Source organism: Dyella dinghuensis (assembly GCF_003977615.1).
In the GTDB taxonomy this organism is placed as follows: Bacteria; Pseudomonadota; Gammaproteobacteria; order Xanthomonadales; family Rhodanobacteraceae; genus Dyella_B; species Dyella_B dinghuensis.
The window spans coordinates 464,309-479,681 of sequence record NZ_RYZR01000005.1; the positions used below are offsets into that span (position 1 = coordinate 464,309).

12 protein-coding genes are annotated in these 15,373 nt (G+C 57.9%); 1 reads left to right on the forward strand and 11 read right to left on the reverse strand.

Annotated elements, in window-relative coordinates:
* Positions 1 to 7 precede the first annotated feature (7 nt).
* The 9 genes from EKH79_RS09680 to cyoA form a co-directional block, all read right to left on the reverse strand.
* Positions 8 to 2,410: a TonB-dependent siderophore receptor gene (locus tag EKH79_RS09680; RefSeq protein ID WP_158621222.1), complete on the reverse strand. Its 2,403-nt coding sequence runs from the start codon at positions 2,408 to 2,410 to the stop codon at positions 8 to 10.
* 91 nt (positions 2,411 to 2,501) lie between these two features.
* Complete coding sequence (locus EKH79_RS09685) at positions 2,502 to 3,500, reverse strand: FecR family protein (RefSeq protein WP_126673580.1); 999 nt, start codon at positions 3,498 to 3,500, stop codon at positions 2,502 to 2,504.
* Positions 3,500 to 4,057: an RNA polymerase sigma factor gene (locus EKH79_RS09690; protein WP_233590258.1), complete on the reverse strand. Its 558-nt coding sequence runs from the start codon at positions 4,055 to 4,057 to the stop codon at positions 3,500 to 3,502. The genes EKH79_RS09685 and EKH79_RS09690 overlap by 1 nt, the downstream gene beginning before the upstream one ends.
* The gene (locus tag EKH79_RS09695) at positions 4,045 to 5,187 is read right to left on the reverse strand and encodes a VirK/YbjX family protein (RefSeq protein ID WP_158621223.1); all 1,143 of its coding nucleotides are present in this window, start codon (positions 5,185 to 5,187) and stop codon (positions 4,045 to 4,047) included. Before EKH79_RS09695 ends, EKH79_RS09690 begins: the two co-directional genes overlap by 13 nt.
* A gap of 82 nt (positions 5,188 to 5,269) precedes the next feature.
* Complete coding sequence (locus EKH79_RS09700) at positions 5,270 to 6,049, reverse strand: SURF1 family protein (protein WP_126673582.1); 780 nt, start codon at positions 6,047 to 6,049, stop codon at positions 5,270 to 5,272.
* 69 nt (positions 6,050 to 6,118) lie between these two features.
* Positions 6,119 to 6,520: a cytochrome o ubiquinol oxidase subunit IV gene (gene cyoD / locus EKH79_RS09705; protein ID WP_126673583.1), complete on the reverse strand. Its 402-nt coding sequence runs from the start codon at positions 6,518 to 6,520 to the stop codon at positions 6,119 to 6,121.
* Positions 6,517 to 7,155 carry a cytochrome o ubiquinol oxidase subunit III gene (gene cyoC, locus EKH79_RS09710; protein WP_425478486.1) on the reverse strand — a complete coding sequence of 213 codons (639 nt, stop codon included), beginning with the start codon at positions 7,153 to 7,155 and terminating at the stop codon, positions 6,517 to 6,519. Before cyoC ends, cyoD begins: the two co-directional genes overlap by 4 nt.
* Complete coding sequence (cyoB, locus tag EKH79_RS09715) at positions 7,148 to 9,121, reverse strand: cytochrome o ubiquinol oxidase subunit I (RefSeq protein WP_199754250.1); 1,974 nt, start codon at positions 9,119 to 9,121, stop codon at positions 7,148 to 7,150. The genes cyoC and cyoB overlap by 8 nt, the downstream gene beginning before the upstream one ends.
* A gap of 54 nt (positions 9,122 to 9,175) precedes the next feature.
* Positions 9,176 to 10,066: a ubiquinol oxidase subunit II gene (gene cyoA, locus EKH79_RS09720; protein ID WP_233590259.1), complete on the reverse strand. Its 891-nt coding sequence runs from the start codon at positions 10,064 to 10,066 to the stop codon at positions 9,176 to 9,178.
* 444 nt (positions 10,067 to 10,510) lie between these two features.
* On the opposite strand from cyoA, the gene EKH79_RS09725 reads away from it, so the two are divergent.
* Complete coding sequence (locus EKH79_RS09725; RefSeq protein ID WP_126673585.1) at positions 10,511 to 11,842, forward strand: MFS transporter; 1,332 nt, start codon at positions 10,511 to 10,513, stop codon at positions 11,840 to 11,842.
* Between the two features lie 9 nt (positions 11,843 to 11,851).
* Here the strand turns inward: EKH79_RS09725 and glmS are convergent, their stop codons facing one another.
* Entirely contained in the window at positions 11,852 to 13,681 is a 1,830-nt protein-coding gene (gene glmS, locus EKH79_RS09730; RefSeq protein ID WP_126673586.1) for a glutamine--fructose-6-phosphate transaminase (isomerizing), read from the reverse strand.
* A 245-nt stretch (positions 13,682 to 13,926) separates the two neighbouring features.
* Positions 13,927 to 15,297: a pyridoxal-phosphate dependent enzyme gene (locus tag EKH79_RS09735; RefSeq protein WP_126673587.1), complete on the reverse strand. Its 1,371-nt coding sequence runs from the start codon at positions 15,295 to 15,297 to the stop codon at positions 13,927 to 13,929.
* Between the last annotated feature and the right edge of the window lie 76 nt (positions 15,298 to 15,373).

Sequence of the window (15,373 nt, forward strand, 5' to 3'; positions counted from 1 at the left end):
GATTGCGTCAGAATGCCCACGCACCACTCAACAAATAGGTGCGTCGATTGTGTAGCGGCACAAACGTTTCATTGAAATACGTGCCGTAGAGATTACGATCAAAAAGATTCTTCACGCCCAATGTCACACTCCAGCGTTGCGTGCGATAAGACACATTCGCCGCAACGCTGGCTTGGCCAGGGATCTGAATGTAGTTGAGGTAATCCACGGTCTCTCCAAGGCTGCGACTGCGCGCCAATACACCGGCTGCCACTCCCCACCCTTGGAGTGGGGCATTCTGAAAGGAATAGCTACCCCACACGCTGAAAAGCTGTCGCGGAGCTGCACTCGCAGGCGTTCCGTCATGATTCTGGATCAATGCATTGGTGTAGCTCGAACTGATTTCCAAGCCGCGCGTCACCTGTCCGTTGAATTCAACCTCGACGCCTTTGTCAGTCTGACCGGGCCCAGGCATTACATAAAACGGTTCGAACGCTAGGATGTCGTAACTGTGATCAAGCATGATGCGATACGCAGCAACGGTGAGACGTGCACGGTTATCGAATAAATCGAACTTGCTTCCCACTTCTATTTGACGCGACAAAATGACAGGTAGCGGCCGCCCATCCTTGCCGAGATAGGTATTGGGCGCAAAACCATTGGATGTACTTGCGTAAAGCGAGATGTTCGGCTTGATTCTGTATACGAGACCGAAGCTTGGCACCCACTGTACCTTCTCCTGATTCCACGGCGCACCATCCGGGTACTCCGTTTGCAACTCATAGACCGACCGCCGCCACGCCAATAAAAGTTGCCACTGCGTTCCCAGCGAGACTTGATCTTGAATGAAGAAGCCACTCTGTGTCGTCCATGGATAGCCCGACTGATAACCCAGTGCATAGTCGCCGGGTGAAAGTACCGACGCAGGTGGCGGTAGCGCACCGCCAGTAAAAATGTTGTACGGGATGCTATTGCTCAACACATCCGTAATACCGCCTACCTGTACACGCGAATAGTCGTAGCCAAGCGTCACGGTATGCTGCATCCATCCGTGTCCAAAGGCTCCGACAACATCATTCTGCAGGGCGTAATAGGCGTCCTTGTACCAATAGTCCTCGGCTATTGCCGTTGTGTCGCCGTTCGGTTCGGTGCCATACAACTGCCAATCCTGCTCGTTGGACGATTCGCGGACATATTGTGCACGGCTGCGAAATGTCCAGACATCGTTGAAGCGATGCTCGTACAAGTAATACAGGCGCCGCGAATTGATCTCGTTGTGATCACCTGGATTGTCCAGAAGAATACCTGGCGGCGACGCCGAGGAGACGCTGCCGTTAAACAGCAGCACATGATCCGGGATCGGCAAGCGATCCATCATCAAGGAAAAACCAGCGACAAAGGTGGTGTTTGCCGTCGCCCATCCGATTGATGGCGCAACGTAACGCTCGCGCTGCCCACGCATCCCTTGCGGCGTGTGATCGGCAACATCGCCATTGAGGATCAGGCGATAGCTCCATGTCTTGCTGTTATTCAATGCTCCAGCCAGATCAAGACCAAGTTGCTTTTGGCCATCCTGGCCGATGGAAAATGTCAGCACATGGATCGGATCAGCCTGCGGCTTTTTAAGCACGACGTTGACCAAGCCACCGAAATCGTTGCTGTCATTGTCATCGCCAAGAATTTGCTGCGGCCCTTTGAGCACCTCGACTCGCTCCACGCCTATCAATGGCGGGAATTCACCGACACCAGAAACGCTATTCGGCAAACCGTCGGTCATACCGTTGCCTGTCACGAAACCGCGCACATCGAAAGTGGGCAGCCCATTTGAGGTGTCGTAATACAACACGCCTGAGACGTTCTGTACGGCATCGGCAACGGTTTGCAATTGCTGCGATTGAAGCAGCCCTTGCGTGACGATTCCCACGGATTGCGCTATGTCGAGCGGATCGGAAAGCGTGCGCGCGGGGCCGCTAATCACATCGCCCATGTAGCTCACATCTTTGTTGATGACACCGATAGCTTGAACGGGAGGAAGCAATGTCGCCGCTGTTGATCCGTTGGCCGACCTGGACGTTGCGTCTGTCGCTTTTGCAGACACGGTCATCGTCGGCTTGATGACCACCGTGCGTGCATCCACAAAATCAAACGTCAGGTCGGTACCTTTCAACAATTGCGTCAATGCCGCTCGCACATCCAACGTACCCGACACCGTTTGCGAACGCATGCCAGCCACGGTTTCACCGGCCGTGAGCACCTGCATATCGGCTTGTTTACCAAAGGCGATCAAGGCCGTGGAGAGCGATTGCGCAGGTATCAAAAAGCGCACACCAACAGGCTGCACAGCCGCGGCAGGCGGTGCAGCGAGGGCGCTCATCGAGGCAAGCAACATTGTCAGGCAGCCGTAAGCCGGCAGCCAGGCAAACCGGCTCATGACATACACAAATCTTTGACGATGTCTTGAGTCTGACATGCCGCGCGCAAGTTTTCACGCGCGGCGAGATGCCGCATATCGCTATGGCATATCAACGATGCGCAGCGGGATGCTCGTCGGACAGGATGACCTGATTTCCATGCGTATCGACGCGCAACGGATACAGCTTTGGCAGCGCATCGAGCCAGCTGTCGATGGCATCCGTACGAATCAGGCCGGTGTAGGTGAGCGTGTCCAGATCCGTATCGGCGATCTGCACGGGTTGCCGGCTGTAGCGATTCAAGTTCGCGATGACCACGCTCAACGGTTCGTCGACAAATTCCAGCCGATGGTCCTGCCAGCCCGTCGCCTGTTCGGCCGTCATGCTGCCCATGCTCATCGCCGACGTATTGGGGTCATAGGACACCAGCTGGCCTGCCGTCACTTCCAGCGTACCGCCCTGGCTCGCACCGGGTTTCTGGCTGATGTTGGAAACCTGCACGCGACCCTGCGTGACAGCAATCGTCACGCGATCACCCGTGCGGCGCACGTCGAAAGCCGTCCCGATATCGCGAACAGAGATGTCACCCGCGCCCACGACAAATGGACGGCTATTGTCGTGCACCACCGTGAAGAAGGCTTCACCGCTGGTCAAATCAATCTGACGCTGCCCGCGACTGAAGTGTGTCGTCATGGTCGATGCCGCACCCAAGGCGACTTGCGTGCCATCCGGCAAAGTAAAGTCGCGGTTTTGCGCGACCGCGCTGTTGTAGACCTCGATGTTGACGCGGTTGAGCGAGATCCATGTGATATACGCACCACCCAACACGACGGCGACAAACGAGGCCGCCGCTGCAAGCGGCATCCATCGACGCTGTGGCGCAACCGTACGGCCAAATGCTTTGATCAAGCCCTGCCGCGTCACGCTATCCAGCGAACCGAGCTGACTGGCCAACTGGTTCACGCGCTCGAACGCTTCCAGATGGCGTCGGTCTTCGCCGGTCCATGCAAGCCACTGTTCGATCGTTTCGCCTTCGGCATCGGGCGCACGTAATCGCACCCACCAATCGGCGGCGGCATGCAAGATAGGGTCTTGCTTGCTCTTGGCCATTACGGCATCTCCTGTTCGTCGACCATCGCGCGGCAATGCGCCAAGGCGTTGGTGACGTGATAGCGCACCATGCGCTCACTCAGATTCATAGTCTGCGCGACAGATCCAAAGTCGCGCCCCTCGATAACGTGCAATACGAATGCCTGACTCGTCTTGGGCGGCAACTCACTCAATGCTTTGCGAAGACCGGCAACCTGTTCCACCGCTATCGCATGATGAACCGGCGACTCCTCGGCCATCGGTTCGTCCTGCGATTGTCCAGCCACAAAATCACCGCGTACTTTTCGTTTGCGCAAACGATCGATGGCGAGGTTGCCTGCGATCCGGAACAGATAACTGCGCAGCGATTCCACGTCCTCGCGGTTGTCCAGCGTAAGCATGCGCAGATAGGCATCCTGCGCGACTTCCTGCGCGTCGGAATGCGAATTCAGCCGGCACTGAAGGAACGCGATCAGCGCACGGTTATGCTCGCGGAACAGTTTTTCGATCTCTTCCACGTGCTCCGACAGCGTCACGGTCGTCATACCTTCGAAGGCCAAGGCACTCAGCTTACCCAAGATGATTCCGGAAGGAAGTTATGTAACGGTTGGTTGGCCGCAGGCTGCTCCTTTACCAAGGCGATCGCCCGTGGCACGGGTTGCCCCAGGGCCTCCGTCACCAGGTTTTCGGCCTGCAGACGAAGCGCCTCGCGGCGGCGGAAAGCGGAACGATGATTGCTGGGTACCTCGGCCTCCGACTTGTGTGGCATGGACCGTGGCAGCGCATACCAGCCGCCATGCATCACGCGTCCGTGCTGCTCTTCCCAGAAGGCGTCGTAATCGGCATGGAGCGGGCGGCCGGCCCGGCGCAGCGGATGCGCATCGTTGCTGATCGCGTCGATCTCCTTGATGCCGTAGTGGCGCGCAAAGGCATACACCAGCGACAGCATCAGCTGCTTCGGGCGCATGCCGTGCAAATTGCGCGTCAGCGTGCGCACAACGTCTTTGGCGTTTTCACCATGTGGACCTTGCAGGCACCCAATGACGATGCGTGGCCGCTCGCCAACGATGGAGAACACGATCCGATAGAGCGGATGACCATGAACATCGTTGAGCTGCAGGCACAGTTCACCCTCGCAACCCTTGAAGATCGGCGGGCGCAGGCACACACCCAGCAAGGAGCCATCCTTGGCGACCAACATTCCCAAACTTGCGTGGCCTTTGGCGTAAATCGCGTCAAACAACTCGCGCGGGAATTGCGACAAGGTGAAGCGATAGTGCTGCGAGATGCTATCGATGCGCTCTCGGCGATGCCATTGCACGTTCACATAACGATGCATGTGACGTTCCAGCAAACGCGGATCGCGGCGACGGTAAGCGCGCATCTGCGGAGTCGCCTGGATAAAAGCGAGAAACTGCGCCTGACGAAACGGCATGCACGCCATGCGCACGACATACTTCAGGCCTGTCACCACACGCTTGTACCAGGCGCCGCTCCAATCCTTGCGATGACGCATCGAGTGCAGCAGGTTCACGAACGTGCCCGAATGCGCCCGATCCGTGGCACTCGCCATGGCGGCGCAATAATCCTCGACGAGAAGCTTCGTCTGGCCGCCGCGCTGCGATTCGGGCGCGGAAGCACCAGGGGGAAGAAAAGCTTCGATGCCGACACCCAGAACTCCGGCGGGTGGTTGGTTGTGCTTGTTCAAGGCCATCGTCTCGGGAAACCGTTGCAGTCCTCCTAAGACGTTTCAGGGCGCGGATTTTGAAATGCGGGGAAAGGACCGGAAATTACAGGGTTTGGGGGTGGCGAAGCCGGTATTCCCCGTAACCGACATAAACGCTCCCTGCCAGCACCATCAGCGCCAGCAGGTACCAGGTGATCAAATAGCTGAGATGATTATTCGGGAAGTTGATGACGGTCAGGCCGCCTTCGGGCCAGGACGGATGATCGGCATCGTGTGGTGTCGCATCGGCATCGACGAAATACGGTGCGACATCCTTCAATCCGCGCGCCGTAGCGATAGCGGGAACATCGCGGGTGTACCAACTGTTTTTCGCCGGATCGTTATGGCGCATGAATGCGGACGGCTCGCTCATGCGCAGTAAACCGGTGATCGTCACCTCGTCGCTTGGCCCCACTGCGCAATGCCCATCGCGGCCGCACCAATCAGCCGGAGCGAAACCGCGATTGATCAGGACGATGGAGCCATCGGCCATGCGCAACGGCGTGACGACCCAGAAACCGCTGCCTTCATCCGTGGCCGTCCACACCAGCGTCTGACGATCGTTCAGAAGCGTGCCGGAGAGGCTGACGTGCCTGTATTCGTCGTCTTCGGCATTCACGCTGGCCCATTGATTCGAACCTGGCGCGGCAACGGGTGGTGCGTGCACGCGCTGATTTACATGCGCGATCAGCTCACGCTTCCACGCAAGCCGTCGGACCTGCCAATTGCCCAGCAAAATAAAACCGGTAAAAAGTGCCAGACCGAACATGGCAAGCAACGTCAAAGCAAACGGACCACGCGGGCCACGCACGACATCTTCGGCGGGAACAGTTTGTTGAGGCATACAGCAATGATCGCATGAGCCGCATGCGATGTCCCTGCCGGCGGTTTTAGCGCGACATGTTGCCGCCTGTCACGGCTCGTTTCGTGCGTTCTGCATGGTCCAGGGCATCATGTTGTCGTTGAGGTGATACATGATCCAGATCGAACCGCTCAGCGTGATCACCACCAGCACCACCGTAAACACGAACGCCAGCATGTTCCAGCCGCCTTCGGACTTCGTGCTCATATGCAGGAAGTAGATCATGTGCACCACGATCTGAATGCCTGCAAGAAGAAGTATCAGCGCATCGGCCGGCCCCGATTTTGCAAACGCACCGCTCATCACCAGAAAAAACGGAATGAAGGTGAGAATCGCCGCCAGCCCAAAACCCGTCATGTAACCTTTCAGCGTGACGTGAATCGCTTCCACGCCATCGTGTTCGGTGTCGTGTTCGTCATGATGATCGTGCGGCGAGTCGGTGGGCGCACTCATGGCAACACTCCCATCAGATAGACGAAGCTGAAAACGCCCACCCAGATCAGATCCAGGAAGTGCCAGAACATAGACAGGCACATCAACCGGCGTTTGTTCGCGGGAATAAGGCCTTTCTTGCTCACCTGCACCATCAGGGTAACCAGCCAGATCAAGCCGCACGTCACGTGCAATCCGTGCGTGCCGACCAGGGTGAAGAACGAGGACAGGAAGGCACTGCGTTGCGGACCGGCACCGATCGAGATGAGGTGCGCGAACTCCGTCAGCTCCAGCCCGATAAAGCCCGCGCCGAGGAGCCCAGTGATGGCGAGCCACATCATCATCAGGCCCTGCCGGTTCGCCCTCATCTCAAGCACCGCAAAACCGTAGGTGATCGAGGAGAACAACAGCAACGTCGTGTTGAGCGCGACGATCGGCAACTCCAGCACCTGGGCTGCTGTTGGCCCTCCCGCATATTCGCGCCCCAGCACACCGAACGTGGCGAACAGGCACGCGAAGATGAGGCAGTCGCTCATCAGGTAGATCCAGAACCCGAGCAGCGTGCCGTTGGGCGCGTGATAGTCGCCGCTCGCGTGGAAATCCAGCGTCTGCGACGCGCCGTTATCCGCAGTCATGGTGGTCGACATATCAGACATGGCTGGCCAGGAGCTCCGTGCGTGATGCTTCGACGCGGGCGACTTCGTCGGCCGGGATGTAGTAATCGCGGTGATAGTTGAACGTGTGCCCGATGCCAGTCGCCAACAACGCGACAAACGAGATGATCGCGAGCGGCCACATGTACCAGATCATCGCGAAGCCGAAAACCGTCGCGAGCCCCGCAAGGATGATTCCCGCGCCGGTGTTCTTGGGCATGTGGATCGGCGTGAAGCCTTGCAGCGGCCGCTGATAATGATGCTGCTTCATCTGCCACCACGCATCCGCGTCATGAATCTGCGGCGTGAAGGCGAAATTGTATTTGGGTGGCGGCGACGACGTAGACCACTCCAGCGTGCGTCCACCCCAGGGATCGCCCGTGACATCGCGCAATTTTTCGCGACGCATGAAGCTCACCGCAAACTGGATCAACATGCTGACGATGCCGAGCAGAATCAGGAACGCGCCAAACGCTGCGATTTCAAACCAGATCTGCAACGACGGATCGTCAAAGTGATTGAGTCTGCGCGTGACGCCCATCAGGCCCAGCACATATAGCGGCATGAAGGCGAAGTAAAAACCAATCAGCCAGAACCAGAACGAACACTTGCCCCAGAACGGATCAAGACGAAAACCAAAGGCCTTCGGAAACCAGTAATTGATGCCCGCGAACAAGCCGAACAGCACACCGCCGATAATGACGTTATGGAAATGCGCCACGAGGAAAAGGCTGTTATGCAGCGAGAAGTCAGCGGGCGGCACGGCCAGCAAGACACCCGTCATGCCGCCGATGGCGAAGGTGACGATGAATCCGACCGTCCACAGCATTGGCACTTCGAATTCGATACGCCCGCGATACATGGTGAACAACCAGTTGAAGATCTTCGCACCCGTTGGAATCGAGATGATCATCGTGGTGATGCCGAAGAACGAATTGACGCTCGCGCCCGATCCCATCGTGAAGAAGTGGTGTAGCCAGACCAGGTACGCGAGCACGGTGATCACCACGGTCGCGTACACCATCGACGCATAGCCGAACAAACGCTTGCGACAGAAGGTCGCTGTGACTTCCGAGAAAATGCCGAATGCAGGAAGGATCAGGATGTACACCTCGGGGTGTCCCCAGATCCAGATCAGATTCACATACATCATGGCGTTGCCGCCAAGCACCGTATCGAAGAAATTGGTGCCCGCGTAGCGATCAAGCGCAAGCATCGCGAGAACAGCAGTGAGTACCGGGAAGGCCGCCACGATCAGGATATTCGTGCACAGCGCGGTCCACGTGAAGATCGGCATGCGCATCAGCGTCATGCCAGGCGCGCGCATCTTGATGATGGTCGTAAGCAGATTTACGCCCGATAACAGCGTTCCGACACCTGCTATCTGCAAGGACCAGATGAAGTAATCCACGCCCGCGTCAGGACTTGAAACGATGTCGGAAAGCGGCGGATAAGCCAGCCAACCGGTGCGCGCAAATTCGCCGACGAACAGCGAGATCATCACCAGCACCGCACCGGAGACCGTCATCCAGAAACTGAAGTTATTGAGGAACGGAAACGCGACGTCACGCGCGCCGATCTGCAAAGGCATCACGAAATTCATCACGCCGGTGACCAGCGGCATGGCGACGAAGAAAATCATGATCACGCCGTGCGCCGTAAAAATCTGGTCGTAATGATCCGGTGGCAGATAACCGGCGTTATGACCGAAGGCTATCGCTTGCTGTGCACGCATCATCACCGCGTCGGAGAAGCCGCGCAGTAGCATCACCAGACCGAGAATGATGTACATCACACCGATTTTCTTGTGATCGATACTGGTAAACCATTCGCGCCAGAGATAACCCCACAGGCGGTAGTACGTGATCACACCGAGCAGTGCGATCGCACCCAGTGCCACCACCGCAAACGTTCCCACCACAATCGGTTCTTTCAGCGGAAGCTGATCGATCGTCAAGCGACCGAAGATCAGTTTGGCGAGGTCGGGATGGTTAGACATCATGAGCACCGTTCCGTATTCGCATTAGGGGTGAGAAGCAGCCATTTCGGCCATGCCACTGGAATCTTTGCGAGCATTCATCGCACCGCTTTCCGCCGACGATTTCATGTTCCGCGTGCACGTCTCATCGTTGTGCACGCAGTGGGTGAGAATGTCCTGATACAGACCGGGCGCGACCGACGCGTAGTAACTCACTGGAACGTTTTCGCTGGGCGCCTCGAGCTTCACATAAGCTTCACGACTCAGCGCGCTGCCGTTCGATTTCGCCTGCTGGACCCATTGCGCGAAATCGCTGTCGCTCATGCCGTGAAAAGTGAAACGCATATGCGAGAAACCGTCGCCGCTGAAGTTGGCGGAGAAGCCCTCGTAATCGCCGGGCTTGTTGATCACAGCCTGCAGCTGGGTTTCCATGCCTGGCATGGCGTAGATCTGACCGGCTAGCGACGGGATAAAGAACGAGTTCATCACTGACGTAGCAGTTATCTTGAACTGAATCGGCCGGTCGACCGGCGCTGCCACCTCATTCACGGTGGCAATGCCTTGTTCGGGGTAGATAAACAGCCATTTCCAGTCGAGTGCGACCACATCGACGACAAGTGGCTTCACATCCGCAGGCATGGGCTTGCCCTCGGCGATGCGGTCCAGCGGCCGGAAAGGATCGAGCTTGTGCGCACTGACCCACGTCAGCGCACCGAGCGCAATGATGATGAGCAGCGGCGCCGACCAGATCAGCAGCTCCAGCATCGTGGAATGATCCCAATCGGGCTCGTATTCGGCCTTCTTGTTCGATGAACGGTAATGCCATGCGAACGCGAGCGCCATGATGATCACGGGCACCACGATCAGCAGCATAAGAATCAAGGCATCGATGATCAGATCGCGTTGCTGTACCGCCAGATCGCCCGACGGCGACATGAGTACGGTATGGCACCCCGATAGCAGGGCAACGCAAGGCAGTAGCAGTCTTCGGAGAGCCTTCATGGACGTAACCGGCGACTTCTAGAAAGGGGGAAAGGTGTGCTGCACCGAAAAGGTACGCCGATCCGCGGGTCACAAGCAAATCGTACGGACGTTTTGTTCAATTCTGTGCAGCTCCGTACAAACATTTGCGCTGTAAATGCCCCAGGCAACGCCCTGGAACAATGCGAACTATCCTAGTCAATCGAAACGTTGTGACAAGGTGATGCTGGAAAGACTACTTATTACTCCCGGATGTACCATCACCCAAACTGGGGTTGACGGCAGCGAGCCCTGACGGCTTCATACACGCTGCAAGAAATTGAACGCTCATCCCTAGCCTTGGCGCGAAGACGGTGCCATGCTGTAGGCGCCAATTCTCCCCATATCCGAGTAACGACGATGTCAAGTACGTTTCAGGAACATGGTGATCCCTCGAACAGTTCGGCCGCCCATATCGGTCGACTGCAAGTCCACGCGAAAGTCGCGCCAGGCGAAATCGCTATTGGCGTGGTGATTGGACGGACGTCCGAATACTTCGACTTCTTTGTATTCGGTATCGCTTGCGTACTGGTTTTTCCTTCGGTGTTTTTCCCGTTCGAAAGCCTGCTCGACGGCATTCTCTGGTCGTTCGTGATTTTCTCGCTCGCGTTTGTCGCGCGTCCGATCGGCACGACCATCTTCATGACGCTGCAGCGGCGTTGGAGCCGCGGCACCAAGCTCACGATTGCATTGTTCCTGCTTGGCAGCGCGACAGCGGGCATGGCGTTCTTGCCAAGCTACACGGTGATCGGCAACTGGGCCATCGCATTGCTGGCATTTTTCCGATTACTGCAAGGTGTTGCGTTAGGTGGATCATGGGATGGCCTGCCATCCTTGCTCGCACTCAACACGCCGCCGCAGCGACGTGGCTGGTACGCGATGCTTGGCCAGTTGAGCGCACCCATCGGTTTCTTGATTGCAAGCGCATTGTTCCTGTTCCTGCACGCCAGTCTTTCCCATGACGACTTCATCGACTGGGGTTGGCGGTATCCGTTCTTCGTCGCGTTTGCCATCAACGTCGTGGCGCTGTTCGCGCGCCTGCGTCTGGTCGTGACCGAGGAATACACACACGCGATGGAAGAGCGCGACCTGGAACCGATCGGCATCGTCAGCATGCTGCGTGCACAGGGTTACAACATCTTCATCGGCGCATTCGCGGCGCTGGCCAGTTATGCGTTATTCCATCTGGTCACGATTTTCCCGCTGTCGTGGATCGTACTCGGCACGACACAGACGGTGAATTCCGTGCTGATCGTTCAAATCATCGGCGCGTTCGTGGGCATTCTGGGCATCATCAGTTCGGGCATCATTGCCGACCGCATCGGTCGACGTACCACACTGGGAACGTGTGCCGCATTGATTGGCGTCTTCAGCCTTTTTGCACCGTGGCTGCTCGGTGGCAGCGAATTCGCGCAAGACACGTTCATTATCGTCGGATTCTTTCTACTTGGCCTTTCGTACGGCCAGGCAGCGGGCAGCGTGACGTCGAACTTTGAAACACGCTTGCGCTATACCGGCGCAGCGCTCACATCCGACTTCGCGTGGCTGATCGGCGCTGCTTTTGCACCGCTCGTTGCCCTTGGCCTGTCAACACGCTTCGGCCTGGCGGCCGTCACCGTCTACTTGCTCTCAGGCGTTGCATGCACACTGATCGCGTTGCGCGTGAATCGGGCATTGGCGGCGCGCGAGTAAGCTCGCGCGCTACTCAACCGTGACGGACTTCGCGAGGTTGCGCGGCTGATCCACGTCCGTGCCTCGCAAAACGGCGACGTGGTAGGCAAGCAACTGCAATGGCACGGTAAAGACGGCGGGCGCAATGAATTCGCCGCCCGCATCGATGCGCAGAATGCTGCCGCGCGTGGCGTTGCCGTCGATATGTGCGGCGGTATCGGCAAAGACGATCAGTTCACCGCCGCGCGCACGCACTTCCTGCAGGTTGGATTTGAGTTTGTCGAGTAGAGGACCGTTCGGCGCCACCGCGACGACCGGCATGTCTTCATCCACCAATGCCAGCGGACCGTGCTTGAGCTCGCCTGCTGGATAAGCCTCGGCGTGGATGTACGAAATTTCCTTGAGCTTGAGCGAGCCTTCCAACGCCACCGGATAATGCGCACCGCGACCAAGGAACAAGGCGTGATGGCGAAGAATGAAACGTCCTGCCAATTCCACGATTTCAGGCTCGAACTTCAACGCATCTTCGATCGCGCGTGGCAAATGTTGAAGTTGGCTGCAAAGGTCGTTGTAACGCTTGCTGTCCAGACCTTGCTGTTTGGCGAGATGCAGCGTGAGTAGCGCCAGCGCTGTCAGCTGCGTGGTGAAGGCTTTGGTCGACGCAACACCGATTTCCGGACCGGCGCGCGTCATCAGCTTTACATCGGCCTCGCGCACCACCGATGACTCGGGCACGTTACAGATAGCGAGCGTGCCGATATAACCACGGCGCCGCGATTCGCGCATCGCGGCGAGCGTATCCGCCGTTTCGCCCGATTGCGAAATAGCGGTGAAGAGTGTGCCTTCTGGCACGACGGCTTCGCGATAGCGGTATTCGCTGGCCACCTCAACGCTGACGGGCAAACGTGCGTACTCTTCGATCCAGTACTTGGCGACCATGCCGGCGTGATAGCTCGTGCCACACGCAATGATGTGGATGCCTTTCACCTTCGCCAGCAATTCTTCGCCGCCGGCACCAAAGATATTCGGCAGGATGCCATTCGGACCGATGCGCGCTTCGAGCGTATCCGCCACGGCGCGCGGCTGCTCGAAGATTTCCTTCTGCATGTAATGGCGATATTCGCCGCGTTCGACAGCGTCGGCAGAAAGCTCGCTCTCGTGCAGGGTGCGTTCGGCCGGTTTTCCGTCGAGCGTGTAGATCTGCAGGCTGTCTCGCGTGATCTCCACAACGTCGTCTTCGTCGAGGTAGATGATCTTGTTGGTGACCTGGATCAACGCCTGTGCGTCGGAGCCAAGGAAGTTTTCGCCGATGCCAACACCGACCAACAACGGTGCGCCGCGTCGTGCACCGACGACCCGGCCGGGTTCGTCGCGACTGATCACCGCAATAGCGTACGCGCCTTCCAGCCCGCGCACGGTCGCCAGCACCGCATCGCGCAGAGGCATGCCTTTGGAAATGTGATGGTCGACCAACGCGGCGATCACTTCGGTATCGGTTTCCGAGGTGAAGACGTGACCGTTCTTCTGCAACTGTGCACGCAGGGCTGCGTAGTTCTCGATGATGCCGTTGTGCACGAGTGCGACACGGCCCGCGACATGCGGATGCGCGTTGGCTTCGTTGGGCACGCCATGCGTTGCCCAACGCGTATGTGCAATGCCGGTGCCGCCCGGAAAGGGGTTGGCCTGGTACAGCGCTTCCATCTCGCGCACCTTGCCCTTGGCGCGTACGCGATGGACTTCACCGCCTTCCAGAACCGCCAAGCCGGCCGAATCGTAACCGCGGTATTCCAGCGCCTTCAGGCCGACGATGAGGAGAGGCGCGACATCTCGTTGGGCGGCAGCGGCGACGATTCCACACATGGACGTGTCAGTTCCTGGTCAAAATGAGCGGGCACATTAAGACGAATGCCGTTTCGGCTGGCTTTCCTATGACCCACCGTCATTCCGGCGAAGGCCGGAATCCAGTGACGAGAACCTACGGAAGTGTGGGCACGTATGCGGCTTTTCGCCACTGGATTCCGGCCTTCGCCGGAATGACGGTGAGGGGGCACGGTTCGTGATGAAGTTAAAGCTAACCGCCTCTTCTTTTCGCAAGTGGTTCGCGCTTAGTGCACCCTGCGACGCAAATAGTTCAGCAGATCGATACGCGTGATGAGGCCAAGGAACTGTTGCCCATCGACAACGATGGCCACGTGACCGCGCTCAAACACCGGCAACAACGACTGGATGGGCGAGCGCACATCGAGCATCTGCAAATCGCTGATCATCGCGGTGGCAACGGAATCGCGGAAGCGTGCTTCCTCGGCATGCACATGCATCAGCACATCCGACTCGTCGAGGATGCCGACGATGCGGCTACCGTCCATCACCGGCAGCTGCGAGACGTCGTAAAGCTTCATGCGCGTGTACGCGGTCATCAGCAATTCGTTCGGTCCCACGACAACGGTGTCACGGCGTGAAAACGGACGCAGCAACAAATCGCGCAGATCGCCGTGTTGTTCGCGGTCGATGAAACCGTTGTCGAGCATCCAGTAGTCGTTGTACATCTTCGACAGGTACTTGTTGCCGGTGTCGCAGACAAGCGTGACGACGCGTTTTGGCGTTGTCTGCTCACGGCAGTACTTCAGCGCAGCGGCGAGCAGCGTTCCGGTGGACGAACCGCCCAGCACACCTTCTTTCGCCAGCAATTCGCGCGCAGCAACAAAGCTTTCCTTGTCGGAGATCGCGTAAGCTTTTTTCACGCGCGAAAAATCGCTGATGCTCGGCAGAAAATCTTCGCCGATGCCTTCCACCATCCAGCTGCCCGATTTGGTGGAGAGCACACCTTCGTTGATGTATTGCGCAAGGATGGAACCGACCGGATCGGCCAGCACCATTTCCGTGTTCGGCGATGCTTCGGCGAAGAACTTCGACAAGCCGCTCAGGGTGCCGGACGAGCCACAACCGACAACGATGGCATCGACCTTGCCATCCATCTGCTTGAGGATTTCCGGTCCCGTCGTTTCGATGTGCGCTTTCGGGTTGTCCGGATTGCCGAACTGGTTGATGAAGTAGGCGCCGGGCGTTTCGCGCGCGATACGTTCGGCCATGTCCTGGTAATACTCCGGATGGCCTTTGGCGACATCCGAACGCGTGAGCACCACTTCGGCGCCCATCGCCTTGAGGTTGAAGATTTTCTCGCGGCTCATCTTGTCGGGCACGACCAGAATCAGGCGATAGCCTTTCTGCTGTGCGACCAGCGCAAGACCAAGGCCGGTATTGCCCGCGGTGCCTTCCACGAGAGTCGCGCCTGGCTTGATCTTGCCGGCCTTTTCGGCGCCTTCGATCATCGACAGGCCGATACGGTCCTTGACCGAACCGCCCGGATTGGCGCTTTCCAGCTTCAGGAACAGCTCGCAAGGCCCGGTATCCAGGCGCTGGGCACGCACCATAGGGGTGTTCCCGATGAGTTCGAGGACGCTTGCGTTGACCGTCATGAAAACTCCATTACCTGGCGATGGTGGAACGCACGATTCATCTCGTGCCGGCCTTGAATGATAACCGAGGCGCGCG